The sequence below is a fragment of the Streptomyces sp. ISL-100 genome (assembly GCF_018614615.1).
In the GTDB taxonomy this organism is placed as follows: Bacteria; Actinomycetota; Actinomycetes; order Streptomycetales; family Streptomycetaceae; genus Streptomyces.
On sequence record NZ_JAGGOK010000054.1, the window covers coordinates 20,295 to 46,911 of the forward strand.

A 26,617-nucleotide genomic window follows, 5' to 3' on the forward strand; every position below is an offset into this window, starting at 1 on the left:
GCCATGCACACGATCTCCTGTGGCCCGGCTCACAGGAGATTGGTCCATACCTATTGACGCCCTGGTCTAGTCCTCTTAACGTCTGCGCCACAAGACGATCACCCATCGTTCGCTGCGCCAGGCCGACCCTCCCCAGGAGGAACAGATCGTGCTGTCCCCCACCCGAGCGAGATCCTCCCTGCTCGCCGCCGGCGCCGCCGTCGCCGGACTCCTGCTCAGCTCACTCGCCGGCGGCGTCTCGCACGCCGCCGACCACGAGTCCTGCCGCCCCGACGGGCTGTACAAGACCCCGGGCGTGGACGTCCCGTACTGCGCCGCCTATGACACCGAGGGCCGCGAGAAGATGGGCGCCGACCACCAGCGCCGCGTCATCGGCTACTTCACCGGCTGGCGTACGGGCAAGAACGGCGAGCCCGCGTATCTCGCCTCCGACATCCCGTGGGACAAGGTCACCCACCTCAACTACGCCTTCGCGCACATCGGGAGCGACAACAAGATCTCGGTCGGCGCCGACGGCGAGAAGAACGCCGCGACCGGGATGACCTGGCCGGGCGTGGCCGGTGCGGAAATGGACCCGGCGTACAGCTACAAGGGTCACTTCAATCTGCTGAGCAAATTCAAGAAGCAGCACCCAGACGTCAAGACGCTTGTCTCGGTGGGCGGTTGGGCCGAGACCGGCGGGTACTTCGCCGACAACGGCGACCGGGTGAATTCCGGTGGCTTCTACTCGATGGCGACGAACGCGGACGGCTCGGTCAATCAGGCCGGTATCGACACGTTCGCGGATTCGACGGTCGCGTTCATCAAGAAGTACGGCTTCAACGGCGTCGACATCGACTACGAGTACCCGACGACGATGAAGGACGCGGGCAATCCGCTGGACTTCTCGTACTCGAACGCTCGCCGCGCCGGGCTGGTCAAGGGCTACGCGGCGCTGATGAAGTCACTGCGCGAGAGGCTCGACCGGGCGGGCGCGGCCGACGGGAAGCACTACCTGCTGACGGTGGCCGCGCCTTCGTCCGGATATCTGCTGCGCGGTATGGAGACGTTCCAGGTCCAGAAGTACCTGGATTACGTCAACATCATGTCGTACGACCTCCACGGCGCCTGGAACGAATACGTCGGTCCCAACGCCTCCCTCTTCGACGACGGCAAGGACGCCGAACTGGCGGCCGCGGGTGTGTATTCCACCGCGCAGTACGGCGGGGTCGGTTATCTGAACACGGACTGGGCGTATCACTACTTCCGCGGCTCGATGCCGGCCGGCCGCATCAATATCGGTCTGCCGTATTACACCCGCGGGCACAAGAACGTGCAGGGCGGTACGGACGGGCTGTGGGGCAGGGCGCCCTCGACGAACTGCCCGGCCGGCGCGGGGCTGACCAAGTGCGGCGACGGTGCGTCGGGCATCGACAACCTGTGGCACGACAAGGACACGGCGGGCAAGGAGTCCCCGGCCGGTTCCAACCCGATGTGGCACGCGAAGAACCTGGAGAAGGGCGTCGTCGGGGACTACGTCACGCAGTACGGCTTCCCCGCCGACACGAAGCTGACCGGCACGTACGCGCGCAAGTACGACTCGACGCTCGTCGCGCCGTGGCTGTGGAACGCGGAGAAGAAGGTCTTCCTGTCGACGGAGGACGAACAGTCGGTCAACGCCAAGGCCGACTATGTGGTCGACAAGGGCATCGGCGGCACGATGATCTGGGAGCTCGCGGGCGACTACGACTGGAACGCGGCCAAGGGCCAGTACGAGATCGGTGACTCGCTGACGGCGGCGATGTACGAGAAGTTCAAGTCGGCGTCGCCGTACGGCGCGAAGCGGTCCACGATCGGCCTGCCGGCGAAGGCGCTCGACATCGGCGTGGACTTCGGGCAGTTCCCGCTCGGCGACTCCAACTATCCCATCAGCCCCAAGCTGAAGATCACGAACAACTCGAAGGCGACGCTTCCCGGCGGTACGGAGTTCCAGTTCGACTACGCGACCTCCGCGCCCGCCAACGCCAAGGACCAGTCCGGCTTCAACACGAAGATCGTGCGCAGCGACCACACCGCCGCCAACAACATCGGCGGCCTCAAGGGCGACTACAACCGCGTCTCCCTGAGCCTGCCGGCCTGGCAGACGCTGGCGCCCGGCGCCTCGGTCGAGCTGGACTTCGTCTACTACCTGCCGACGTCGACCCCGTCCAACTGGACGGTGACCTTCGGCGGCCAGTCGTACGCGCTGGCAGGGGACTTGGCGCGCGGTACGACGGTGGTGGACCCGGGGACGGCTCCGGGGCCCGGGCCGGACCCGAGCCCCACACCGACCCCGGGCGGGCCGTGTGCGGCTCCCGAGTGGAGCGCTTCGTCCGCGTACGGCGGCGGCACAACCGTCTCCCACACGTCACACCACTGGAAGTCCAAGTGGTGGACCAAGGGGGAAGAGCCGGGTACTACCGGTGAGTGGGGTGTCTGGCAGGACCTCGGCGCCTGCTGACCCGCCCCCAGTTAACGCCCGGCGGCGGAGACCGGCCCTTCCCGCCGCCGGGTCCATACTTCTCAGCTCCGATGCGCGAATACGTCGTCCTGAGCCGCGTCCCGCGCCGCGAGCAGCGCGCCCTGGAGTACCGCCGCGTCGCCCAGTTCCCCTGACCGCACCTCCGTGCGCAGCGGTGACATGGCGGCCAGCCGGTCGGCGACCCGGGCCGCGAGCGCCGCGCCGCCCGCGTGGCCACTCGCACCGCCCAGGACGACGCAGCCGGGGTCGAGGACGGCGGTGACGGCCGCCGCGCCGACGGCCAGGTGCGTCGCGAGCGCGTCCAGGAAGGGCTCGCCGCGCCGTCCCGCCGCGAGGGCCGCCCGTACCCCGGCAGCGGCGGAAGTGTCCCCGGCCGTCGTGATGCCGTGCCGCGCGGCGAGTTCACCGATCGCGGCGCCGCCGACCAGCGAGTGGAACCCTCCCCCGCAGTCCGTCGCCGACGGCAACCCCACCGTCCCCGGCACCGGCAGGAACCCGATCTCGCCCGCGCCACCCGACGCCCCGCGGCGCAGCTTGCCGTCGAGCACGAGGGCCGCGCCGACGCCGTGGCCCAGCCAGAGCAGTACGAAGGTGTCGCGGTCCCGGGCCGCGCCGAGCCGCTGTTCCGCGACGGCGGCGAGGTTGGTCTCGTTCTCGACGAGCACGGTGGCAGGCAGCCGTTCCTGAAGGGCGGCGACCAGCCTGCGGTGCCAGGCGGGGAGCCCGGTGGTGTTGCGGAGTTCCCCGGTGGCCGGGTCGATCAGGCCGGGCGCGCCGATCCCGACGCTGTGCAGGCGCCGCGCGCCGGCGTCGCGGGCGGTGCGTTCCAGGAGGGCCACCGCCTGCTCCACGGCGGGCCCGGTGCCGGTCGCGTCGCCGTCGATCGGCAGCGTCGCCTCAGCGAGGGTCGTGCCGAGCAGGTCGGCCACGACGACGGAGACGCCCTGGGTACGTACGTCGAGCGCGGCGAGGTGCGCGCGGTCGGCGACGATCCCGTACAGCCGGGCATTGGGGCCGCGGCGCTGCGCACCGGTCTCGCCCACCACGGTGATCAGGCCCGCGCCCTGGAGCCGTTCGACGAGGTCGGCGACGGAGGGGCGGGAGAGTCCGGTCAGCGTTTTCAGCTGTCCTGCCGTCAACGGGCCCTCGTCCTGGAGCAGCTTCAGGGCGGATCGGTCGTTGATGGCCCGGGCGGTGCTCGGTGATGCGGGCATGCCACGGATCCTCTCAGATTTCAGATGTGATCCTTCTATTATCAGGCAGGGTTCCTGATAGTTTTCTCCGGCAGGCTGGAAGTGATGGACGAACGGGGAGGGTGCGACGGATGCCGGACGAAATGGTCTTCAGCCAGGGGCAGTTGAAGCGGGCGCGGTACGCCGTGGCCGCTGTCTTCTGCGTGCACGGCGCCGTCACTGGCAGCTTTGCGACCCGTATCCCGTGGATCGCGGACCACACGGGCGTCAGCGCGGGCCAGCTCGGCCTGGCCCTGGCCTTCCCGGCGATCGGCGCCTCGGTGGCGATGCCGCTGGCCGGCGCGATCAGCCACCGGTTCGGGGCGCGGGGCGCGCTGCGCGGGCTACTGGTGCTGTGGACGCTCGCACTGACGCTGCCCGCCCTGGCGCCGAATCTGCTGACGCTGTGCGGCGCGCTCTTCGTGTACGGCGCGACGGCGGGCATGTCGGACGTGGCGATGAACGCGCTCGGTGTCGAGGTCGAGAACCGGCTCGACAAGTCGATCATGTCCGGGCTGCACGGCATGTGGAGTGCGGGCGCGTTGATCGGCTCGGCGGCGGGTACGGTCGCCGCGCACCTGGGCAGTGACGCGCGGCTGCACCACGCGCTGGCGGCGGCCGCGCTGACGGCGCTCGGGCTGGTCGCCTGCCAGGGCGTCCTCGACCTGCGCAGCGCGCCGGAGGCCCAGGCCCCGCCGCGGTTCGCGCTGCCGCCGAAGTCGGCGCTGGTGATCGGCGCGATCGGGTTCTGCGCGGTCTTCGCCGAGGGCGCGAGCCTGGACTGGTCGGCGGTCTATCTCCGGGACGTTCTCGACACGTCGGCGGGCGTCGCCGCCGCGTCCACCACGGCGTTCGCGCTGACGATGGCGGTGGCGCGGCTGGCCGGGGACCGGGTGGTCGACCGGTTCGGTCCGGTACGTACGGTCCGGGTGGGCGGGGTCGCGGCGACGGCCGGCGGCGTACTGGTCGTCGCGGCGCCCCATCCGGCGCTCGCGATGACCGGCTTCGCACTGATCGGGCTCGGCATCGCGGTGGTCGTTCCGCTGGCCTTCGCGGCGGCGGGGCGCAGTGGGCCGAACCCGAGCCAGGCGATCGCGGGCGTCGCGACGATCACGTACACGTCCGGTCTGATCGCCCCCTCGGCGATCGGCGCGGTGGCCGACGCGACGTCGCTGGTGGCGTCGTTCGGGGTGGTGACGGTGCTGGCGTTCGGCCTGGTGGTGGGGGCGGGGGTGCTGCGCGGCGCGGGCCGCGTCCCGGTAGCCGGCGGAAGCGACGCGCTCGCCCGGGCAGCGGTGACGAAGGAGTAGGGCCGCGCGCCCCGCGGGGCTTCTGGAGGTCGGCCGAATTTAGCCCGTCCGGCGTTTGAGGACACGCCCGAAGGGCGTCCCGGGGGCCTGGGGGTTTGCCCTAGGTCGGGAGGGGGCGGGGCGGGGAACAACTCCGCAGGACTCCGTCCCGCCGTTGGCGCGGGCCGACGCCCCTGCGGTCTTCAGTCGCCCTTCGCGAGCTGGTAGGCGTAGTCAGGTGTGAACGAACCCGCCGCCCCCTTGCAGCCGTCGGACTCCCCCGGCAGCTTGATCCACAGGTAGGCGTCGACCCTCGCCTCACCGGTCCGCGTCGTCGGTGACCGGCCGAGGGCCCGGCCCGCCGGGTCGCACCACTGCCCGGCGGCCGGCGGGCCGTTGCCGTTCCTACTGGTGTCGATGACCGCGCCGAGGCCTGCGGGGCCACCGAGCGCGGCGAGCACGCGCCGGGCGTAGGCGGCCTCGTCGGTGGTGCGGTGGAAGTTGGAGACGTTGGTGAAGATGCCGTCGCTGCTCGACCTGGCACCCGCCGCGCGCAGAGCGGCAGCCTGCTTCTCGGCGGAGTGCCACCCGGAGTGGCCCGCGTCGAAGTAGACCTTGGCCCTGGGGTTTGCGGCGTGCAGGGTGCGACCCGCGCGTGCGAGTGAGGCGAACCGCGCCTCCCGCTCACCCGCCGAGAGGCAGTCGGAGAGCGCGATCGAGTCGGGCTCCAGGATGACGATCACCTCGCCGCTGCCGAGCCCCGCCGCGAAGTCGCCGATCCAGTCGTCGTACGCCCCGAGGTCCGGCGCACCGCCCTGGGACGCGCCTCCGCAGTCCCGGTCGGGTATCGCGTAGGGCACCAGAACCGGGACCCGTCCCGCCCCCGCCGCGGCCGAAGTCACGGACCTGACCTGCGCGGTGACGGCGCCCGGGTTGTACGCCGCGAACCAGACGGCGGCGGGCTGGTCGGCTATCCGGGACTTGATGAGCGGATGCCTGGGGTCGTCGCGGTTGGCCCTGACCCAGTCGAGCACCTGGGACTCGGGGTGCCGGTAGAGGGCGGCGCCGGGAGGTGGTGAGGCCCGTGGCCGGGACGCGTGCGTCTTCGTGGGCTCCGCCGGCGAAGGCGTCGAGAACTCCGCCGACTTCGAAGACGACGCCGCGGCCGGCGGCGAAGCCGACGCCGACGCCTTCACCGAAGGTGTCACCGAAGGGCTCGGCCGCGCGGGCAGCGGCCCCGGAGCCGGCGTTCTGGTCGTCTCGGGCCTTGCGGTGTTCCGGTGGTCCCCCTCGCCCGCCACCGCGGACATCACACCCGTCACCGTACCGACGGCGACGACCGCCGAAGCCGCGACGGCCATGGCGATGCGGCGCTTGGCGCGCCGCCGCTCGGCGCGCTCGATCCGGCGCTGCGCACGTAAGCCTGGCACCTTGGCACTCCCCCCAGATGGCCCATCCCCCGGCGCCCGCGACCCGGTTCGTTCCCCCGTTGTGGGGAAGCCCGGGCCTACGGCACCCGGTGAAAAGCCTAGGGCTGCGACGCTGCCCGTATGGCGCAGATCGAGCACTTCCCAGCTCAGACGGACCGCTCCCGGACCTCGGTCGACACTGTTGTGGCGCGGATGCGTTCCTTCCGCTGCGACTGGCCGCCGTCGGACGGGCTCGCGGTCTTCAACCGGGTCTATCTGGCGGTCACCGAGGAGATCGACCGGCGTATCGACGGCGGCCTGTTCCCCGACGCCCGCACTGCCGCCACCCTCGACGTGCTCTTCGCCGAGCGCTACCTGGCCGCCGTCGACGCCTCGTCCGCGGGCCGGCGGGAGCCCGCCTGCTGGCGGCCGCTGCTGCAGTACCGGCGCCATCCGGGCGTACGACCGCTGCAGTTCGCGCTCGCCGGGATCAACGCACACATCGGGCACGACCTGGCGCTGGCCGTGGTCGACACCTGCCACGCGCTCGACTGCCGGCCGGCCGATCTGGAGGGGGACTTCGACCGGGTGGGCGACACGCTGGTGGCGCTGGAGGAGCGTATCCGCGAGGAGCTGATGCCGGGGCCCGACCTGCTGGAGATCGCCGATCCGCTGACGCATCTGCTCGGCTCGTGGAGCCTGGAGCGGGCCCGCGACGCCACCTGGTCCGCCGCCCGCCTCCTGTGGCGACTGCGCGAACTGCCCGAACTGACCGAGGAGTTCACGGAGCGGCTGGACGCCGGGGTGGGACTGGTCGGCCGAATGCTGCTGACCCCCCTGCCCGGCGGCGACTGATCCCCGGGCCCGACGGCGCGGCACCGGTGAATCCCCGGTGAACAGCGTCCGTCGGACCGCCCGAGGCCGCGCTTCCTCCCCACGCCTCGCCCTACCCTGACCCGCACAAGCGCACGAACAAGCGCGCACCGGCCGGCTGGGCGAGGACAACACGTGAAGTGGCTGAATCCCGAGAACGTGGTGGCGCTGCTCACCGCCGTGGTCGGTGTGGCCGCCGCCGTCGGCCCCTTCTGGTACGAGCGCCGGGTCCCCCGCCGCAAGCGGATCGGCTACCGCGTGCAGATGGACACGCCAATAGGCGGCGACGCGCGCAACGGCCACGACACCGTGCGGCTCGGCCTGTTCGACGACTCCCCCGACATGTCCAACGCCACCCTCGTCCTGCTCCGTATCGAGAACGACGGCGCGCAGGGCATCTCCGCCACCGACTACACCGGACCCGACACCCACGGCCTCACCGTGCACTTCACCGACCGCACCGTCCGCGGCGTAGCGGTCACCCAGCCCAACCCGAACACGCGCACCTCATGGCGCACTTCACTCCCGCCGCCGGTATGCGCCACCACCTGAACCGGGTCCACCTGCCGAAGGTTCCGCTCAACCGGGGCCAGCACTACAAACTCCTCGTGCTGCTCGGCGGAGGCGGCGTCGGCAGTACGGTCCGGGTGACCGGCGGCATTCAGGACGGCGACGTGGTGCCCAACGAGAGCACCACCCCGGACGACAAGCCACCGCTCTTCAGGAGACCGGCCCGCGCCATCACTTTCGCGCTCGCCGTCTGCGTCATAGCCCTGGCCACCCTCACCGTCGTACGTGACAACCCCGGCCCACCGCCCATGGGGTGCGCAACCGGGGAGCTGACCGTCACCGGATCCACGGCCTTCACACCGGTCGCCGAGGAACTGGCCGAGAAGTACCAGGAGGAATGCCCCGGTTCGAAGGTCACCGTGGACACGCACGGCAGCACCGCCGGAATCCGCAGTCTCGACGAGGCGGGCAGCGCTGCCGAGGACGGATCGCCCCCGCTGATCGCCCTCTCCGACGGTCCCAAGCCCAACGGCTATCCCCAGTTGCGCGAGAGCCGGGTCGCCGTGTCCGCTTTCGCGCTCGTGCTGAATGACCAAGTGCCGCTCAAGGGGCTGACGACCGCGCAGGTACGGCGGCTGTACGCCGGCGGCATCCGCAATTGGAAGGAACTCGACGGCCCCGACCTGCCGGTCCGCCTGATCAGCCGGGATGCCAACTCCGGGACCCGGCAGGTCTTCCAGCGCAGAGTGCTGGGCAGGGGCGAGCCCGCCAACTCCTCGCAGGACTGCGTCGACCGGGACGACGGGCGGGACGACGCGCGGGCCGGTGTCATCCGCTGCGAACTCGACTCCACCGAGCAGGTCCTGGCCAAGGTCGCCTCGGTCCCCGGCGCTCTCGGCTACAGCGAGCTGCGCTCATCCGGCACCGCCCCCGAAGGCCTGCACCGCCTGCGACTGGACGGCCGGGAGCCGAGCATCGAGAAGATCGGGACCAGCGGCTACCCGTACCACGAGATCGAGTACGCCTACACGTACGGCAGCCCGCCCGCCGACTCCCTGGTCTCCAGCTTCCTCGTCTACCTGACGCGCGGCAGTGGCCAGGACATCATCCGCACCCACGGCCACCTGCCGTGCGCCGCCCCGGAAGCGGCGAAGCCCTGCGCCGGAGGGTGAACCGGACAGCAGGGCGGGTTTGATGACCGCCCGGGGCCGGCCGGATCGCGGCCGGCCCCGAGCGGCACGTTTCTGGGAGCCGCTCAGTCCTCCGGCAGCTCGACCGGGGCGATCTCGTCGTAGAGGTCGCCGGGGCCCGGGTTCGTCGGGTCGGTCGTACCGCCGAAGTGGTGCATGACGCCCCACACCGCGTTCAGCGCGGTCTGTACGGCGCCTTCGGCCCACCCGGCCGTCCAGGAGATGTCGTCGCCCGCGAGGAAGATGCCGCGCTTGTCCTCGGGGAGGCTGTCCTGCATGAAGTGGGTGAACAGGCGGCGCTGGTAGCGGTAGTGGCCGGGCAGGTTCGCCTTGAAGGCGCCCATGAAGTACGGCTCGTTCTCCCACGACACCGTCACCGGGTTGCCGATGATGTGACGGCGGATGTCGACCTTCGGGTAGATCTCGCCGAGGGACTTCAGCATGACCTCCATCCGCTCGTTCGCGGACAGCGGCAGCCACTTGAGGCTGTCGTCGCACCAGGTGTACGAGAGGCAGATGGTGGCCGGCTTGTCCGGACCGTCGTCCAGCAGGTACGTACCGCGCGTCATCCGGTCGGTCAGCGTCATCGACATGACGTCCCGGCCGGTCTCCTCGTCCTTGTCCAGCCAGAACGGCCGGTCCACGGGCACGAACAGCTTGGACGACTCCATGTAGTGAGTACGCTCCATCGCCGTCCAGTGGTCGATGGGGAACAGCGAGTCGTCGCACGTGATCTTGGAGAGCAGCATCCAGGACTGCGCGGTGAAGATCGCCACCGGGTACGTCCGGATGTCGCCGGAGGCGTCGGTGACGGTGATCCGGTTGCCGGCCGTGCGGTGCAGGCGCGTCACGGCGGGCTTCGGCTCGCCCTCGTGGAGCGACTTCAGCGACGTACCGAGCGGCCAGTGCACGAGCTTCTGCGGCTCGCGCTCCCAGAGCCGGACGGGGAGCTGCTGGCTGCCGCCGACGATGCCCCGGTGGTGGTCGTCCGCCTCGGTGTAGACGACGCGCAGGATCTCAAGAATCGAGTTCGGGAAGTCGGTGTCCCAGCCACCGGTCCCGAACCCGACCTGGCCGAAGATCTCGCGGTGCCGGAAGGACTTGAAGGCCTCCGACTCGCAGAGGAAGCCGTAGAAGGTCTGGTTGTCCAGCTTCTCGACGAGCTGCGCCCAGATCTCACGGATGCGCGGTACGTCGCGCTCCCGCATGGCCTGGTTCATGTCGGTGAAGTCGGCGCCCTCTTCGAGGCAGGCGTTCCAGGCGTTCATCACGTCGCGGTAGACCTGCGGCAGGTCGTCGACGGTCACGGCGTAGTGCGACTCGCCCTTGAGGTCGACGACGGTCGACGGGGTCTCGGGGGCCAGCGGGTTGGGGAACGCCTTCGTCTCCAGCCCCACCAGGTCGATGTAGTGCTGGAGCGCGGTGGACGACGGAGGGAAGCGCATCGCGCCCATCTCGGCGGTCAGCGACTCGTCGCAGCCCTCGAAGCCGACGGTACGCAGCCGGCCGCCGATCTGGTCGGCCTCGTACACGACGGGCTTGAGGCCCATCTTCATGAGCTCGTACGCCGCGATGATGCCCGAGAGCCCGCCGCCGATGACCGCGACCTCGGTGCCGTGCTCGGTCGCCGGTATCTGGCCGAGGCCGGCCGGGTGCGCGAGGAAGTCGTCGTACGCGTAAGGGAAGTCCGGCCCGAACATGGTGATCGGCGGCTGCGCGTCGGTGTGCTGGACGGCGGTGGGCACCGTGGACGTCATGGGGTCGGACTCCTTGCAATGCAGCGGAAAGCAGAAAGAAAAGGGGCGAGGCTTGGGGGCGCGTCAGACCAGGGACACCAGGGACGCGTAAAGCCCGGGGCGGCGGTCGAGCAGGTACGGGTTGTTCTCGCGCGAGGCCCGCAGGAACTCGGGGTCGGCGTCGCCGAACACCAGCTCCTCACCGCGGCCCGCACGGGCGCGCGAGGCCCCGTCGGGACCGGCCAGGCAGCTGAGCCCGACGAACTCGAAGTCGCCTTCGGGCCCGGTCCGGTTGACGTAGGCGACGTACATCTGGTTCTCGAAGGCCCGCACCGGCACGACGGACTCGGCAACGAACTGGAACGGGTGCATCTGTGCGGTAGGCACCAGCAGCAGGTCGGTGCCCGCGAGCGCGTGGGCGCGGACGTTCTCCGGGAATTCGACGTCGTAACAGATCATGAGGCCGACGGTCAGCCCGCCGAGCTCCGCCTGTACGACCGTGTCCTCGCCCGGGGTGAACCACTCCTGCTCGAAGCCGCCGAAGAGGTGGGTCTTGCGGTAGTTCGCGAGCCGCGTGCCGTCGGGCCCGATGAGCTGGGCCGAGTTGTACACGACATCCCCGTCCTCCCCGTCGCGCTCCGGGTAGCCGTAGTGGACGGCGAGTCCATGGCGTACGGCGATGTCCGCGACGGCGTCGGCGGCCTCTCCGTCGGCGGGCTCGGCCAGCCGGTGTACGTCGGCCCCGATGGCGTAGCCGGTGAGGAACATCTCCGGGCAGACCAGCAGCCCGGCACCGGCGGCCGCCGCACGGCCCGCGGCCTCGTCGAGAACCTTGAGGTTCGCGTCGACGTCGCCGGGACGGCCGGAGCTCTGGAGCAGTGCGGTGCGCAACGGCGGCATGGCTGACCTCGGGCAGATGGGGAGGGTGTTCGGGGAGACGTAATGACGGTACGTTCCGCGCTCGCACCGGGACAAGGCGCGACCGTTGCGGACCGACCGTCGATCCGTTGCGCAGTTTGCGCGGGGGGCGGCGATTCATTGCGCGTACGCCGGTGGGTCCGGGGCGGTACGGCCCTGCGGGGCCTTTTTCCTACCCGCCCCTTCCCGAACGGGGGGCAAGCCCCCAGCCCCCGGACGCCCTACGGGCGTGTCCTCAAACGCCGACGGGCTGGATTTGCCCGCTGAGCGGGAACATTCCCGCTCAGCGGCACTATCCAGCCCGTCCGGCGTTTGAGGACCGGGGTCTGGGGCAGCGGCCCCACGCGGCGGAGCCGCAAAATGTCACAGCCGGGAAGGGGCGGGTCGGGGAAGGCCCGCCGCAGGCGAATCTCCTACGCCGGCGCGCCCGACGAGAAGCGCCTGAGCAACGGCGACAGCACCAGCACCGACTTCGTGCGCTCCACGAACGGCTCCCCCGCGATCCGCTCCAGCACCCGCTCGAAGTGCCGCATATCAGAAGCGAAGATCTGGACGACGGCGTCCGCGTCACCGGTGACGGTCGACGCGGACACCACCTCCGGGTACCGCGACAAGCCACGCCGGATGTCATCGGGGGACGTGTTGTGGCGGCAGTACATCTCGATGAAGCCCTCGGTCTCCCAGCCGAGCGCCGCCGGGTCCACCCGTACGGTGAACCCGGTGATCGCTCCCTCGGCGCGCAGCCGGTCCACCCGCCGTTTGACGGCGGGGGCGGAGAGGCCGACCTCGGAACCGATGTCCGCGTAGGAGCGGCGGGCATCCTCAGCGAGGGCGTGGACGATGCGTTCGTCGAGATCGTTCAGTCGCACGGGCGGTGGATCACTTCTCTGTCGTGGCCTCTACGGCGGCCTCAGGGGTGGCCAGGCTGGAGCGGCGCATGCCGTACAGGAAGTAGATCACGAGTCCGCCCACCATCCAGGCGCCGAAGACCGCCCAGGTGACGCCGGGCAGCTCCATCATCAGGTAACCGCAGAAGAGGAAGCCGAGGATGGGGGTGACCGGGAACAGCGCCACCTTGAAGGTGCGGTTCATGTCGGGGCGCTTGTAGCGCAGGATCACGACGGCCACGTTAACCAGGGCGAAGGCGAAGAGCGTGCCGATGCTGGTGGCATTGGCGAGCTGACCCAGCGGGATGCTGGCGGCCAGCACTCCGCAGAAGACGCAGACGATGATCGTGTTGATACGCGGGGTGCCGGTCTTCTTGTCGACCTTGGCGAAGACCTTGGGGATGAGCCCGTCGCGGGACATCGCGAACAGGATGCGGGTCTGGCCGTAGAGCACGGCGAAGACGACGCTCGCGATGGCGACGACCGCACCCGCCGCGAGGACGACGCTCCAGAAGCTGTGCCCGGTGACGTCCTCCATGATCTGGGCGAGAGCGGCTTCGGTGCCCTCGAAGTCCTGCCACGGCATGGCGCCGACGGCGACGAACGCGACGAGGCAGTACAGCACCGTGACGATCAGCAGGGACAGCATGATCGCGCGCGGCAGGTCCCGCTTCGGGTTCTTCGCTTCCTCGCCCGCGGTGGAGGCCGCGTCGAAGCCGATGTACGAGAAGAAGAGCAGGGACGCGGCGGAGCTGATGGCGGTGACGCCGAGCGGGGCGAGCGGGGTGTAGTTGCCGGCCTTGATGCCCATGAAGCCGATCACGATGAACAGCACCAGCGTCACGATCTTGACGCCAACCATGATCGAGTTCACCCGGGCGCTTTCCTTGGCGCCCCGGACCAGGAAGACCATGCAGAGCAGCACCACGACGAGCGCGGGAAGGTTGATGTATCCGCCCTCGCCCATCGGCGCGGAGAATGCCTCGGGGATGGTGAGCCCAATGGTTCCGTCGAGCAGCTCGTTGAGGTACTGGCCCCAGCCGACGGCGACGGCCGCGACGGAGACGCCGTACTCAAGAATCAGACACCAGCCGCAGATCCAGGCGACAAGCTCGCCCATGGTGGCGTAGGAGTACGAGTACGAGGAGCCGGAGACCGGGATGGATCCGGCCAGCTCCGCGTAGGAGAGAGCGGAGAACAGGGCGGTCAGGCCCGCGACTATGAAGGCGATCCAGACGGCGGGGCCGGCGATCGGGGTGGCCTCGCCGAGCACGACGAAGATGCCGGTGCCGAGGGTCGCGCCGATGCTGAGCATGGTCAGCTGCCACATGGTGAGCGAGCGCTTGAGTGCGCCGCCCTCGCCCTGGCCGCCCTCGGCGACGAGCTGTTCGACGGGCTTGCGCCGCATCAGCCGGCTACTGAGCTGCGGACGCTCAGATTCCGGTTGGGGAGTGACGGGTGCCGCTGCGTCCAACACTGGGGTGGCTCCTTATCGCTGCCGATCGGGAAGGCGGCGACCGCAGCGGTCCGCTCCGGGGGTGACTTGAAACACCCCGGAGCTCGGGAACCGCCGAGCAGGCGGTCCCCGCCACTCCACGTACAGCGCGAAGCCTACGAGGTGTGCGTTCGCATACGTAATGCAGCAACCTTGCGTATCGACGGACGATCATTGCGCACAACCGCGACAGATGACTCTTTGTTGCGCCTCACCTTTCGATATCCGTTTTGTCCGTTACGCGCACGCCGCGACCGCAACCGCCGACCGGAGGCGATCATGACGACCAGGGACCGGGCAGACCGGGCAGACCGGGGGGATCACGCAGACGAGGCCACCGACCCGGCGGGATGGCTGGACCCCGGGCCCTTCCTGCGCGGCGTCGCCTGGCGCGACGGCGGTCGCCCCGTGCGCGCCGACCCCGGCGACCTGGACCGGCTGCCGTGGGACATCGCGGAGCGCTGCGCCGTCCCCGTCGGCGTACGCCTGGAGTTCACCTCGCGCGGCACCACCGCACTCGACATCCGCTACCGCGCGGCCCTGCCAGGCCCCGGAGACGCCCTGCGCGACCTCGCGCACACGTTCGCGCTGTGGCACGGCGGCGCGCTCGTGGAGGAGGTCACCGCGGCTCCGCAGCGGGAGACGGTCGTACGGATCGGCGTGCCGGGGCGCCGGGGCCGGTTCACGGTCCACCCGCCGGAGAGCCAGTGCCCCGAGATCCTCGGTCTGCGTCCGGTCGGCGGTTCCCTCGCCCCTGCCCCGCGGCAGCCCCGCTGGCTGGTGCACGGCGACTCCATCACCGAGGGCTGGTGGTCCACCCGCCCCGCCCACGCCTGGCCCGCCGCGGCCGGCCGGACGCTCGGCCTGGACGCCGTGAACCTCGGCCACGCCGGTGCCGGCCGCGGCGAACTCGCCGTCGCCCAGCAGATCGCGGGCCTGCCCGCCGACCTCCTGACCCTGGCCTTCGGCACCAACTGCTGGTCCCGCACGCCCTTCTCGGCGCCCCTGTTGTACGAGACGGTGCGGGCTTTCATCGACCTGGTGCGCCAGGGCCATCCGGACACGCCGATGCTCGTCCTCTCGCCCGTCCTGCGCCCCGAGGCGGAGCGGACCCCCAACGCCCTGGGCGCCACCCTCGGCGCCCTTCGCACCGCCCTGGAGGAGGCCGTCCGGGCCGGCATCGCCGCCGGCGACGACCGCCTCGCCCTGCTGCCGGGCCTGGGGATCCTCGGCCCGGAAGACCTGGCGGACGGCCTGCACCCGAACGACGCGGGCCACGCCCTGATGGCGGACGCGGTCGCCTCCGCCGTGCGGGAGGCCCGCTTCCTGGACTTGCCTTAGGAAGGGCGTACTGGAAGGAGGTCCGGGCCGGGGCCCAGTCCTGCGGCTCCTGTGTTCAGCCCTGCGGCTCCGGCGGCGCCGCCTCGGCGTCCCGCAGGATCCGCTCCCTGGGCCCTGTGCGCGACTCCGTGCGATGGCCACGAGCGATGTAGTCGCGGACGACTGCCTCGATGGCGTCCTGGGGCGAACCCACCCCGGCCAGGACCATCACTTCCACCACCAGCTCGGCATCGAGACTAATGCTGATCTTGGCCACGGCTCCCCCTCGTCGCGTCGTACCGGGGACTCCAGCCGGGCACGGCCCAACACCGCGGCCGGTCCCCGCAGAAGCGGGAACCGGCCGTGGAGTGAGGACGGAAACTGCCCGGAGCGTCAGCTCCAGCTGGCGTGCAGCGCCTTGCCCTCGGCGTAACCGGCCGCGCTCTGGACACCGACGATCGCCTTCTCGGCGAACTCCTCCAGCGAGCTCGCGCCGGCGTACGTGCACGAGGAGCGGACGCCCGCGATGATCGAGTCGATCAGGTCCTCGACGCCCGGACGGGCCTGGTCGAGGAACATGCGTGAGGTGGAAATGCCCTCCTCGAACAGCGCCTTTCGTGCGCGGTCGTACGCCGACTCCTCGCTCGTACGGTTGCGTACGGCGCGGGCGGAGGCCATGCCGAACGACTCCTTGTACGCCCGGCCGTCCGCCGAGTACTGGAGGTCGCCGGGCGACTCGTACGTACCGGCGAACCAGGAGCCGACCATGACGTTGGACGCGCCCGCGGCAAGCGCCATCGCGACGTCGCGCGGGTGACGGACGCCGCCGTCCGCCCAGACGTGCTTGCCGAACTTCTTCGCCTCGGCCGCGCACTCCATCACCGCCGAGAACTGCGGGCGGCCCACGCCGGTCATCATGCGGGTGGTGCACATGGCGCCGGGGCCCACACCGACCTTGATGATGTCCGCGCCGGCCTCGATGAGGTCACGCACGCCCTCGGCGGCGACGATGTTGCCCGCGACGATCGGGACCTGCGGGTCGAGGCCGCGCACGGCCTTGACCGCGGCGATCATCGACTCCTGGTGACCGTGCGCGGTGTCCACGACGAGCGTGTCCACACCGGCGTCGAGGAGCTGCTTGGCCTTGCCCGCGACGTCGCCGTTGATGCCGACGGCGGCCGCTATACGCAGCTTGCCGTCCGCGTCCGTGGCGGGTGTGTAGAGGGTCGCGCGCAGGGCGCCCTTGCGGGTCAGGACACCGGCGAGACGGCCGTCCTTGTCCACGGCGGGGGCGTACTTGTGGTTGACGGCGTCAAGCCGGTTGAAGGCCTCGCGCGGGTCGATGTCGGCGTCCAGCAGGACCAGGTCACGGGTCATGACCTCGGAGAGCTGCGTGAAGCGGTCGACACCCGTCAGGTCGTGGTCGGTGACGACGCCGATGGGACGGCGGTCCGCGTCCACGACGACGCCGGCGTTGTGCGCGCGCTTGGGCAGCAGCGACAGCGCGTCGGCGACGGTCTGCGAGGGGGCCAGGATGATCGGGGTGTCGAGCACCAGGTGGCGCGACTTGACCCACGAAACGACCTCGGTGACGACGTCGATCGGGATGTCCTGCGGAATGACGACGAGCCCGCCGCGCCGGGCCACGGTCTCGGCCATCCGGCGGCCGGCGATCGCGGTCATGTTCGCGACGACCAGCGGGATGGTGGTGCCGGTGCCGTCGGGGGCCGCGAGGTCCACGCCCTGGCGGGAACCAACGGCCGAGCGGCTCGGCACCATGAATACGTCGTCGTACGTGAGGTCGTACGGCGGCTTCAGATCGTTGAGGAAACGCACGTGCTGAACATCCCAGTCGTTCGGAGTTGGCCCCCGGGCATTTCAGCCGGGGAAAAACGCACGTACTTCAGTGTCCCACGACCATGCCTATACACCCTCCGGGCCGAACATCCAGGCCACGGCGGGTGCGCTCGTCGAATCCTCCAAAAGACGCCTCGCGCTCAGCCGGCAGAGTCGGCTCCGTCGGCTCAGTCGTCGGGGTCCGCCCGGTCCAGGGCCGGCCGCGGCGCCGTACCCGTCTCGCTCAGCAGGAAGTCGGCCGCCGCCGTGTCCGTGACCAGGCTGGTGACCAGGCCCGATCTGAGTACGGCGTCGATGGCGGACGCCTTGCGCAGCCCGCCCGCGATGGCCACCACCTCGGGGATGCGCCGCAACCGGTCCGCCTCGACGGTGATGCACCGCTCGCCCAGGTCGCGTCCGACCCGGCGGCCCTGCGCGTCGAAGAGGTGCGCGGACATCTCGGCGGCGACACCCAGCGAGGCGTAGTGCGCGCGCTCCTCGTCGGAGAGCATGTCGTGGACGGTGGAGATGCCCGGCTCCCACGAGCCGATGGAGACGGCCGCGACGGTCACCTTGTCGAAGTACTCGAAGGCGCGCGCGATGCCGGTCTGGTTGCGCAGCGCCGCAGCGGTGGCCGGGTCGGGCAGCAGCATCGGCGCGTAGATCGGGTGCGCCTCACCGCCGGACACCTGAGCGGCGCGGCGTACGGCCTCGACCGAGCCGCGCTCCGCCGTCCCGGCGTCGTACACACCCGTCAGCTGTACGACCGTGCAAGGCGGCAGCTGATGCAGAGCAGCAGCCATGTGGATGGTGGACCGGCCCCAGGCCAGGCCCAGCACATCGCCCTCGTTCACCAGTTCGCCGAGGAGGTCGGCAGCGACCTCGCCCAGGTTCTCCGGGTCGGTGGGCGCGCTGCCGGCGAAGCCGGGAGAGCCGGGCAGGGCGTCCTCGGTGGCGTCGGCCGGGGATTCGACGACGACCGCGTGCCGCAGGCCGTAGCGGGCACGCAGCGCGTCGGAGCGCTCCGCGTCCAGCTCGGCGGGCACCCTGATCTCGATGCGTACGAGATCGCGCTCAAGGGCGGTCTCCAGGACCCTGGCCACCTTGAAGCGGCTGACGCCGAACTCCTCGGCGATCTGGATCTTGGACTTGCCCTCCAGGTAGAAGCGGCGGGCCATGGCCGCCGCCTGGACCAGCTCTGCGGGTCCCATCCGCAGGGCTGACCGGCCCGCCGACATTGCAGACACCGCGTTCTCCTCACCGTTGTTCACACTCTGGGCTCGCTGTTCATCCTGTCAGATCACCGAGACCTTGATCAGCCCCGAAGGGCGGCGTTCACCGAGCCGTGGCTCAGTGGCCGCATGCCCAGCCGGCGGCGGCGGTGGCCTCGGTCGCCTGGCTGCGCAGCATGCGCACCGCGGCGGCCGGGTCGTCCGTCCCGTACACGGCGGAGCCGGCGACGAAGACATCCGCGCCCGCCTCGGCGCAGCGCTCGATCGTCGACGCCGATACGCCGCCGTCGACCTGCAGCCACAGCTCCAGGCCGTGCTTGGAGATCAGCTCCCGGGTACGGCGGATCTTCGGCAGCATAATGTCGAGGAACGCCTGGCCGCCGAAGCCCGGCTCCACCGTCATGATCAGCAGCATGTCGAGCTCGGGGAGCAGGTCCTCGTACGGCTCGATGGGCGTGGCCGGCTTCAGCGCCATGGAGGCGCGGGCGCCCTTGGCGCGGATCTCGCGCGCCGTCCGGACGGGGGCGGCGCACGCCTCGGCGTGGAAGGTGACCGATCCGGCGCCCGCCTCGACGTACTGCGGGGCCCAGCGATCGGCGTCCTCGATCATCAGGTGGCAGTCGAGGGGGATGTCCGTCGCCCGGCTGAGAGATTCCACGATCGGTACGCCCAGCGTCAGGTTGGGCACGAAGTGGTTGTCCATCACGTCGACGTGGAGCCAGTCGGCGCCTTCGACGGCCTTCGCCTCCTCCGCCAGGCGGGAGAAGTCTGCGGAGAGGATACTGGGATTGATCTGAACAGCCATGGGCCAAGCCTGCCATGTTCCGAGGCTCTTCCTGTCCTCGGTAGGCCCCTCGGTACGGACCAGAGGCGCCCGGGATCAGTCCGGGATCAGTACAGTCCGCGCAATCCTGATGATTCGGCGCGCCGCGGAAGGCATTTGGGAGCCTCATGCCGGACGCGAAAGAGCGACAGGAGCCCCGACGGCCGTCTCGACGGCCGTCGCGCGAAGGCGTGGCCCGGCTGGTCTGCGGGCGGCGCAGCAAGTGGGCCGTGGTGGCGCTGTGGCTGGTGGTGATGATGCTGGCCTTCCCGCTGGCGTCGAAGCTCACCGATGCCCAGGACAACCAGGCGTCCTCCTGGCTCCCCGGCAAGGCCGAGTCCACCCAAGTCCTCCAGGAATCCGAGGAGTTCCGGCCCGAGGTCACCCCTGCAATCGTCGTGTACGCACGCGACAGTGGCCTCACGTCCGCCGACCGCGCGCGCATCGCCGACGACGTCGCCGCCTTCAAGGAACTGCGGGACCACGGGGTACGCGGCGACGAGACCCGCGGCCCCGTCCTCGACCGGCTGGACGACCCGCGGGCCGCGCAGGTCTTCGTACCGATCACGATGGACGAGAAGGGCTGGGAGCGGATCGCGCCCGCCGTCGATTCCCTGCGCGCGCAGACCGGCACCGGCGAACCCGGGCTCGCGGTCCACGTCACCGGGCCGGGCGGTACCGCGGCCGACTTCTCCGAGGCCTTCGAGGGCATCGACTCCACGCTGCTGCTCTCGGCGCTCGGTGTGGTGATCGTGATGCTGCTGCTCACGTACCGCAGTCCGACGCTGCTGGTGATCCCGGTGATCGCGGTGGTAGGCGCCCTGTCCGCCTCGCAGGCGCTCATCTACCTCCTGGCGGAGCACGCCGACCTGACGGTCAACGGACAGAGCGCGGGCATCCTCACGGTCCTGGTCTTCGGCGCGGGGACGGACTATGCCCTGCTGCTGGTCGCCCGCTACCGCGAGGAGCTGCGTCACCACGAGGACCGGCACGAGGCGATGGCGCTGGCGCTGCACCGCGCGGGCCCCGCGGTGCTGGCCAGCGGCGCGACCGTGGTGCTCGGGATGCTGGTGCTGGCGTTCGCGGAGATGAACTCCACCAGCGGGCTCGGCCCCGTCGCCGCCATCGGCGTCACGGTCGCTCTGCTGGCCATGCTCACGCTCTTCCCCGCCCTCCTGGTGATCTTCGGCCGCTGGATCTTCTGGCCCGCGATCCCGCACTTCGGCTCGCCCGAGCCGACGGAGCGAGGCTTCTGGGCCCGTACGGGACACCGCATCGCCCGCCGTCCACGTGCCATCTGGGCCGCCACGGCCGTCGTCCTCGCCGTCTTCGCCCTGGGCCTGACGCAGTTGCGGGCGGAGGGCATCAGCAACGCGGACGCCTTCACGGGAAAGCCCGACTCGATCACCGGGCAGGAGGTCCAGGCCAGATACTTCCCGGCGGGCAGCGGCGATCCGCTGGTGATCGTGACCAATGCCGGGCAGGCCAGGCAGGTCGGCGAGACGGTGGCGCGGACGAGTGGGGTCGTACCGCAGTCCATCGCCGTACCGCCCGGTACGAAGCCCGTGCACGACGGCCGGGTGCTGATCGAGGCGACGATGACGGACCGCAGCGACAGCGCGGCCGCCAAGGACACGGTGGAGCGGGTACGGGACGCGGTGCACGCGGTCCCGGACGCCGATGCCCGGGTGGGCGGCGGCACGGCGACGCTGCTCGACATGGACGAGGCCACCACCCACGACAACATCCTGATCATCCCGCTGGTGCTGGCCGTGGTGCTGTTGGTGCTCATGGTGCTGCTGCGCGCACTCGTCGCCCCACTGCTGCTGATCGCGACGGTTGTGCTGTCGTTCGCCGCCGCCCTGGGTCTGAGCGCCCTCGCCTTCCGGTACGTCTTCGACTACGCGGGCGAGTCGACCGACTTCCCGCTGTTCGTCTTCGTCTTCCTGGTGGCCCTGGGCATCGACTACAACATCTTCCTGTCCACCCGGATCCGCGAAGAGGCCCGCCGCCAGGGCACCAGACCGGGCGTAGTGACCGGCCTGGCCGCGACCGGAGGGGTCATCACCTCGGCCGGCCTGGTCCTCGCGGGCACGTTCGCCGCCCTGGGCACGTTGCCGATGGTGGCGTTCGCGGAGATCGGATTCGCAGTCGCGCTGGGCGTGCTGCTGGACACCTTCGTCGTACGGTCCGTACTGGTGACGGCACTGTTCCTGGACGCCGGCCCAAAGGTCTGGTGGCCCCACCGCCTGTCCCAGGAGAACGCCCCCAGCCCGTCCGGCGTTTGAGGATCGGGGTCTGGGCCGGAGCCCCAGTTACGGCCGTGGCCTGCGCGTTGTCGCGGTGTCTCACGCCCGTGGCCACGTTCCTGTCTCGGGAGCGTGGCCATTTCCTCATTTCCCTCCGGCAGCCGGCCCGGGGAGAGCGTGAAGGTCAATGGCCGTCGGTGAGTTCGCCGCTCAGCGTGTGATGGAGGACGTGCATCCGAAGGTCCGGGTCATGGGGGAGCGCCAGTCTCAGGATGACACTCCGTAGCAGGTGGCGATCGCGGCGGCGCGGTCGCGCAGGGAGTTGCGCAGCCACTGCGGGGCCAGGGCCTCCGCGCTCGTGGCGAGCTGCCACAGCGCCCATTCGGCGTGTCTCGAATCTTGGAAGGTCACCTCCAGCCGCAGCCAGCCGTCTGCGTCGGCTTCTTCGGCGCGGACGGCCAGCGCGGTGCCCACCAGATCCTCCCGCCGCGCCAGGTTCACCCGTACCAGCACGGTGACTTGGCCGCCGCCGCTCCGAAACTGCGTGCTGCGTTCCTGCCAGATCCGGTCCAGATCGACCTGGTTTGGTCGCTGTGCCGTTTCGGGGAGTTCCTCGGCGGCCAACACCCGCGACAGCCGGTAGGTGCGGTCCGCGCCAGATCTCGTGGCCAGCAAGTAGATGAATCGAATGGAGCTGAGAGCTGACGTGGCAATGGAACGAACGGCGGTCAACCCGGTGACGTGGTCGGTGGAGATGGGATTTAACCAGGGTGAGCTCGTCTCTGGGCACACCCGGACCCTGTACATCTCGGGGCAGACCGCGATGAGCGGCGACGGCAAGCCCCAGCATGACGGTGACATGGCGGCGCAGTTGGCGCTGAGCATCGACAACCTGGAGGCCGTGCTTGGCGAGGCCGGCATGTCTCTCGCGAACCTCGTCCGGCTCAACGTCTACACGACCGACGTCGATCTGCTTTTCCAGCACTACGGCGTGCTGGCGGCGCGGTTGGGCGCCGCCGCGGTGGCGCCGACCACCACGATGCTCGGGGTGACGCGGCTGGCGATCCCCGGCCAGATGGTCGAGCTTGAGGGGACCGCCGTCGCGTGATGCGACCTCGCCACCTCTGCTACCGGTGCCGGTTGAACCGGCACGAGTAGCAGGCAGATGGGTGATTTCTGGTGCCGAGATACTCGACAGCGCCGACCTCACGCCGGTCGTGTCGGCGCTGTCGAGTGGTGGGGTCGCAGCGCTGTTCTGTGTCGAGCGCGACCCAGAGGCTTGCCACCGCTCGTTGATCGCCCAGCGATTCGTGCGCAGCGGCTGACCCCGGCCGAACCGCGCAACGACGGCCGTCAGATGCCCTACCGCGGGCATCCCGTGTTCGTCGCGCAGCACGCCACCGCGACGTGCTGCCGCACCTGCCTAGAGCGCTGGCACGCCCTACGCGGTCCGCCGCAGCAGGGCCAGGTACATCGCGTCCGTGCCGTGCATGTGCGGCCACAGCTGTACGTCGGGACCGTCGCCCAGCGCGGGAACTCCGGGCATCAGCGGCCTGGCGTCGATCCACTCGACCTCGACCGGCGCGTGCCCACCACGTCCCTTCAGCACGTCGTCGACGACGATCCGGGTCTCGGCGAGATGCGGCGAGCAGGTCGCGTACCCCACGACGCCGCCCACCCGCACAGCGTTCAGCGCCTCCCTCAGCAGCCCACGCTGGAGCGGAGCGAACCCCTCCAGGTCCTCGGGGCGGCGGCGCCAGCGCGCCTCCGGGCGGCGGCGCAGCGCGCCGAGCCCCGAGCACGGGACGTCCATCAGCACGCGGTCGAACGAGCCCGGGAGCCACGGCGGGTTCAGGCCGTCGGCGGCGATGACCTGGTACGGGCCGGGATTACCCACCAGCGCCCGCTCGACAAGACGCGCCCGGTGCGGCTGCTTTTCGGCGGCCAGCAGCGCGGCGCCGCGCTGAGCGGCGAGTCCGGCCAGCATGGCCGCCTTGCCGCCGGGCCCGGCGCAGCCGTCCAGCCAGCGCTCGTCCCGCCCGTCGACGGGCGCGTTGGCCAGGGCGATGGCGACCAGCTGGCTGCCCTCGTCCTGAACGCCGGCGCGGCCCTCGTGCACGGCGCCGATGGCCCCCGGCTCGCCGCCCTCGGCCAGCCGTACGGCGTACGGAGACCAGCGGCCCGGCAGCCCGGAGTCCTCACCCAGTACGTCCAGGAGCTCATCGGCGGTGGAGCGGCCGGGGCGGGCGACGAGCGTCACCTCGGGCCGCTCGTTGTCGGCCTCCAGCAGGTCCTCGATACCGGCCCGGCCGCCGCCCAGCGCGTCCCAGAGCGCGGAGACGATCCAGCGGGGGTGCGAGTGGACGACGGACAGGTGCTCCTCGGCGTCGTCGTCGTACGGCGGAGCGACCTGCTCCACCCAGGCGTCCAGATCCTGCTTCGAAATCTTCCGCAGCACAGCGTTGACGAACTTCGCGCGGCCCTCGCCGAGCACCACGCGCGCCAGCTCCACGCTCGCGGAGACGGCGGCGTGCGTGGGGATGCGGGTGCCGAGCAGCTGGTGCGCGCCGAGCGCCAGTACGTCGAGCACCGGCGGGTCCACCTCGCGCAGCGGCCGGTCGATGCAGGCCCTGATGACCGCGTCGTACGTGCCCTGGCGGCGCAGCGTCCCGTACACCAGCTCGGTCGCGAGCGCCGCGTCGCGCTCGTCGAAGTTGCCCTTGGCGCGGGCCTTCTTGAGCAGCGGTGGCAGGACGAGGTTCGCGTACGCGTCGCGCTCGTCGACGGCGCGCAGCGCCTCGAACGCGAGGAAGCGGACCGGGTCCTTCTGTGGGCGCCGGTGCGGCTTGGCCGGACGCTTGGCGGGACGCTTGGCTGCACTGCTGCTTGGCTGGTCACTCACGAAAAAGGTGCTCCGCTGGAGAGGGGGACGAACCCTCTCAGCGTACGTCCGCCGCGCCCAGGTGTTCGCCCGGGGCGATCCGCACGCCGCGCGCCCAGTCGGCCGCGAGCATCGGCTTCTTGCCCTGCGGCTGCACCCAGAGGAGCTCGACGGGATGCGATCCCGTCCCGGCGTACACATTCTTCTTCCCTGCGGACAGCTCGCCGGGAGCCAGGCCCAGGTCCACCCGCTCCGGCAGCGGCTTCACGGCGACCAGCTTGAGCCGCTCCCCGCGGAACAGCGTCCAGGCGCCGGGGGCGGGCGTGCAGCCGCGCACGACACGGTCGACGCGCAGTGCGGGAGCCGTCCAGTCGACCTGCGCGTCCTCGACGCTGATCTTGGGCGCGAGCGTGATGCCCTCGGTGGGCTGCGGTACGGCGTGCAGCGTGCCGTCCTCGATGCCGTCCATAGTGGCGGCGAGCAGCCCGGAGCCGGCGAAGGCGAGCCGGGTGAGGAGGTCGCCACTGGTGTCGGTGGGCCGTACTTCCTCAGTCACCACTCCGTACACCGGCCCGGAGTCGAGCCCTTCCTCGATCAGGAATGTCGAGGCACCCGTGACCTCGTCGCCCGCGAGGATCGCGTGCTGGACGGGGGCGGCGCCGCGCCAGGCCGGCAGCAGGGAGAAGTGCAGATTGACCCATCCCTTGGCCGGGATGTCGAGCGCGGTCTTGGGCAGCAGCGCGCCGTACGCGACGACGGGGCAGCAGTCCGGCGCGATCTCGCGCAGCCGCGCGAGGAAGTCCTCGTCGCGCGGACTGACCGGCTTGAGCACCTCGATCCCGGCCTCTTCCGCCCGCGCGGCGGCGGGGCTGGCGACGAGCCGGCGGCCACGTCCGGCGGGGGCGTCGGGCCGGGTGACGACGGCGGCAACTTCATGCCGGCCGGAGGCGATCAGGGCGTCCAGGGCGGGTACGGCGACCTCGGGGGTGCCTGCGAAGACGAGCTTCATCGGTGGCGCGGGCCTCTCGGGCAGGAAGGGCGGAACGTGGTGCGGCGGGCAAGAGGCGCACCAGTCTATGGGCCTCGAAGGGCCATGGCTCCAGGGGGCGTACGCACGTCCGCGCGCCCCGCGCGTATGCGCATACGCCCCCAGCAGCGTGACCCCGGTGCCGGGTGACGCGTTGGTCAAGAGAGATTGACCAATACGGCCCGCACACGCGGCTCCCTTCCCTTCTTCCGCCCCTTATTTCACGCCGGTTCGAGAGGCTTGTTCATGGCCGACCACGCAACCCACGACGCCCAAGCACGGGCCAGCCTGCATCTGTTGGTACGGGACATCGAGCGGGTCCGCCGGCAGGTGGACGCCCTGCGGACCCTCACCGCCCAGCTCGGCAACGTCTACCGCCCGCGTCGCTCCGGACCTTCCACGGGCTTCGTCGTCTACGGCCGGGCCCCGGCGCCGACCGTCCGCCTCGCGCAGGAGCTGCGGGACAGCGTCGAGACGCTGGTGACCGCCGCCGTGGACTTCGACCGTTCGCTCGGCTTCTCCTGGGACGCGGTCGGCTCGGCGCTCGGAGTGACCAAGCAGGCGGTGCACCGCCGTTACGGCGCGCGGCGGGCGGCGACGCAGAACGGTGCGGCCGCCGAGGCCGAACTCCCGGTCGAGACGGCAACCGCCACCCGCACTCTTCCTCCCCCATCGCCGGTGTCGTCCGTGCCCGCCGCCCGGTCCATGCCCCCGCAGCCGACGGCCGCCACCCACTCCCTGCGCGAGGAGATCCGCCCGAACGCCTTCCCGGGCCCCCGCAACGGCTGACCCTCCCTCCCTCCCCGGCCGTCCCGCCACCCCGCAGAACCCAACGGGACGGCCGAGCCCCTTCCGAAACTAGGCACGCCCCCCCACAGCCCCCGGAACGCCCTACGGGCGGTGTCCTCAATCGCCGGACAGGCTTGATTTCCACCAGCACCGAGCCGACTCAGCCCGCCAGCGCCGACCTTCCCCGCCGGAGGCCAAGCCCCGCAGGGGCGGCTTGCCCGACAGGGCGGCTTGCCCGACAGGGCGGCTTGCCCGACAGGCGCAAGCGCTCAACAGTCGGTGTCGGCGTCACGCGGCGCGGGTGAGCTCTGCTCGTGCGGCGCCTTCAGCCCGTCCGGCGTTTGAGGACCGGGGTCTGGGGCGGAGCCCCAGTTCGGGAAGGGGCGGGTCGGGGAACAGCTCCGCAGGACCTGCACCCCGC

Annotated in this window: 19 protein-coding genes and 2 pseudogenes; 8 read left to right on the forward strand and 13 right to left on the reverse strand. The window is 70.8% G+C overall.

Annotated elements, in window-relative coordinates:
• Positions 1–148: 148 nt before the first annotated feature.
• A complete protein-coding gene (locus J7E89_RS23825; protein WP_214976426.1) occupies positions 149–2,479 on the forward strand; it encodes a chitinase C-terminal domain-containing protein in 2,331 nt (776 codons plus the stop codon).
• Positions 2,480–2,541: 62 nt separating this feature from the next.
• Here J7E89_RS23825 and J7E89_RS23830 read toward each other — a convergent pair whose 3' ends face one another.
• Complete coding sequence (locus tag J7E89_RS23830) at positions 2,542–3,714, reverse strand: ROK family transcriptional regulator (RefSeq protein WP_214976427.1); 1,173 nt, start codon at positions 3,712–3,714, stop codon at positions 2,542–2,544.
• Between the two features lie 110 nt (positions 3,715–3,824).
• Here J7E89_RS23830 and J7E89_RS23835 point away from each other — a divergent pair, with 110 nt between their 5' ends.
• Positions 3,825–5,042, forward strand: coding sequence for an MFS transporter (locus J7E89_RS23835; protein WP_214976428.1), 1,218 nt, complete (start codon positions 3,825–3,827; stop codon positions 5,040–5,042).
• Positions 5,043–5,224: 182 nt separating this feature from the next.
• On the opposite strand, the gene J7E89_RS23840 is transcribed toward J7E89_RS23835, so the two are convergent.
• Positions 5,225–6,451 carry a glycoside hydrolase family 6 protein gene (locus J7E89_RS23840; protein ID WP_308315583.1) on the reverse strand — a complete coding sequence of 409 codons (1,227 nt, stop codon included), beginning with the start codon at positions 6,449–6,451 and terminating at the stop codon, positions 5,225–5,227.
• 120 nt (positions 6,452–6,571) lie between these two features.
• Here J7E89_RS23840 and J7E89_RS23845 point away from each other — a divergent pair, with 120 nt between their 5' ends.
• Together J7E89_RS23845 and J7E89_RS23850 are read left to right on the forward strand one after the other, a co-directional pair.
• On the forward strand, positions 6,572–7,285 hold the full coding sequence (locus tag J7E89_RS23845) for a DUF5995 family protein (protein WP_214976429.1): 714 nt from the start codon (positions 6,572–6,574) through the stop codon (positions 7,283–7,285).
• 153 nt (positions 7,286–7,438) lie between these two features.
• Positions 7,439–8,985 (forward strand): annotated as a pseudogene (locus J7E89_RS23850) (substrate-binding domain-containing protein).
• An 83-nt stretch (positions 8,986–9,068) separates the two neighbouring features.
• Here the strand turns inward: J7E89_RS23850 and J7E89_RS23855 are convergent.
• From J7E89_RS23855 to J7E89_RS23870, 4 genes are all read right to left on the reverse strand, one after another.
• Positions 9,069–10,760, reverse strand: coding sequence for an NAD(P)/FAD-dependent oxidoreductase (locus J7E89_RS23855; protein ID WP_214976431.1), 1,692 nt, complete (start codon positions 10,758–10,760; stop codon positions 9,069–9,071).
• A 63-nt stretch (positions 10,761–10,823) separates the two neighbouring features.
• A complete protein-coding gene (locus tag J7E89_RS23860) occupies positions 10,824–11,639 on the reverse strand; it encodes a carbon-nitrogen hydrolase family protein (RefSeq protein WP_214976432.1) in 816 nt (271 codons plus the stop codon).
• Positions 11,640–12,070: 431 nt separating this feature from the next.
• Entirely contained in the window at positions 12,071–12,526 is a 456-nt protein-coding gene (locus J7E89_RS23865; RefSeq protein WP_214976433.1) for an Lrp/AsnC family transcriptional regulator, read from the reverse strand.
• A 10-nt stretch (positions 12,527–12,536) separates the two neighbouring features.
• Positions 12,537–14,018: an amino acid permease gene (locus J7E89_RS23870; protein WP_251061000.1), complete on the reverse strand. Its 1,482-nt coding sequence runs from the start codon at positions 14,016–14,018 to the stop codon at positions 12,537–12,539.
• A gap of 300 nt (positions 14,019–14,318) precedes the next feature.
• Here J7E89_RS23870 and J7E89_RS23875 point away from each other — a divergent pair, with 300 nt between their 5' ends.
• Positions 14,319–15,380: a GDSL-type esterase/lipase family protein gene (locus J7E89_RS23875; protein ID WP_214976435.1), complete on the forward strand. Its 1,062-nt coding sequence runs from the start codon at positions 14,319–14,321 to the stop codon at positions 15,378–15,380.
• A gap of 55 nt (positions 15,381–15,435) precedes the next feature.
• On the opposite strand, the gene J7E89_RS23880 is transcribed toward J7E89_RS23875, so the two are convergent.
• The 4 genes from J7E89_RS23880 to rpe form a co-directional block, all read right to left on the reverse strand.
• Positions 15,436–15,636, reverse strand: coding sequence for a DUF2191 domain-containing protein (locus J7E89_RS23880; RefSeq protein WP_214976436.1), 201 nt, complete (start codon positions 15,634–15,636; stop codon positions 15,436–15,438).
• A 116-nt stretch (positions 15,637–15,752) separates the two neighbouring features.
• Positions 15,753–17,195 carry a GuaB1 family IMP dehydrogenase-related protein gene (locus J7E89_RS23885; protein WP_214976437.1) on the reverse strand — a complete coding sequence of 481 codons (1,443 nt, stop codon included), beginning with the start codon at positions 17,193–17,195 and terminating at the stop codon, positions 15,753–15,755.
• 188 nt (positions 17,196–17,383) lie between these two features.
• On the reverse strand, positions 17,384–18,466 hold the full coding sequence (locus tag J7E89_RS23890; protein ID WP_214976438.1) for a sugar-binding transcriptional regulator: 1,083 nt from the start codon (positions 18,464–18,466) through the stop codon (positions 17,384–17,386).
• A 79-nt stretch (positions 18,467–18,545) separates the two neighbouring features.
• On the reverse strand, positions 18,546–19,232 hold the full coding sequence (rpe, locus tag J7E89_RS23895) for a ribulose-phosphate 3-epimerase (protein ID WP_214976439.1): 687 nt from the start codon (positions 19,230–19,232) through the stop codon (positions 18,546–18,548).
• Positions 19,233–19,378: 146 nt separating this feature from the next.
• On the opposite strand from rpe, the gene J7E89_RS23900 reads away from it, so the two are divergent.
• Positions 19,379–21,538 carry an MMPL family transporter gene (locus J7E89_RS23900; RefSeq protein ID WP_214976440.1) on the forward strand — a complete coding sequence of 720 codons (2,160 nt, stop codon included), beginning with the start codon at positions 19,379–19,381 and terminating at the stop codon, positions 21,536–21,538.
• Positions 21,539–21,766: 228 nt separating this feature from the next.
• Here the strand turns inward: J7E89_RS23900 and J7E89_RS23905 are convergent.
• A pseudogene (locus J7E89_RS23905) lies at positions 21,767–22,177 on the reverse strand (helix-turn-helix transcriptional regulator); the annotation flags it as partial.
• Between the two features lie 34 nt (positions 22,178–22,211).
• Here J7E89_RS23905 and J7E89_RS23910 point away from each other — a divergent pair.
• Entirely contained in the window at positions 22,212–22,607 is a 396-nt protein-coding gene (locus tag J7E89_RS23910) for a RidA family protein (protein ID WP_214976446.1), read from the forward strand.
• Positions 22,608–22,940: 333 nt separating this feature from the next.
• On the opposite strand, the gene J7E89_RS23920 is transcribed toward J7E89_RS23910, so the two are convergent.
• A complete protein-coding gene (locus J7E89_RS23920) occupies positions 22,941–24,401 on the reverse strand; it encodes an RsmB/NOP family class I SAM-dependent RNA methyltransferase (protein WP_214976441.1) in 1,461 nt (486 codons plus the stop codon).
• A 37-nt stretch (positions 24,402–24,438) separates the two neighbouring features.
• Positions 24,439–25,389: a methionyl-tRNA formyltransferase gene (gene fmt, locus J7E89_RS23925; RefSeq protein ID WP_214976442.1), complete on the reverse strand. Its 951-nt coding sequence runs from the start codon at positions 25,387–25,389 to the stop codon at positions 24,439–24,441.
• 264 nt (positions 25,390–25,653) lie between these two features.
• On the opposite strand from fmt, the gene J7E89_RS23930 reads away from it, so the two are divergent.
• Positions 25,654–26,196, forward strand: a complete 543-nt coding sequence (locus J7E89_RS23930; protein WP_214976443.1) for a hypothetical protein — start codon at positions 25,654–25,656, stop codon at positions 26,194–26,196.
• Positions 26,197–26,617 lie beyond the last annotated feature (421 nt).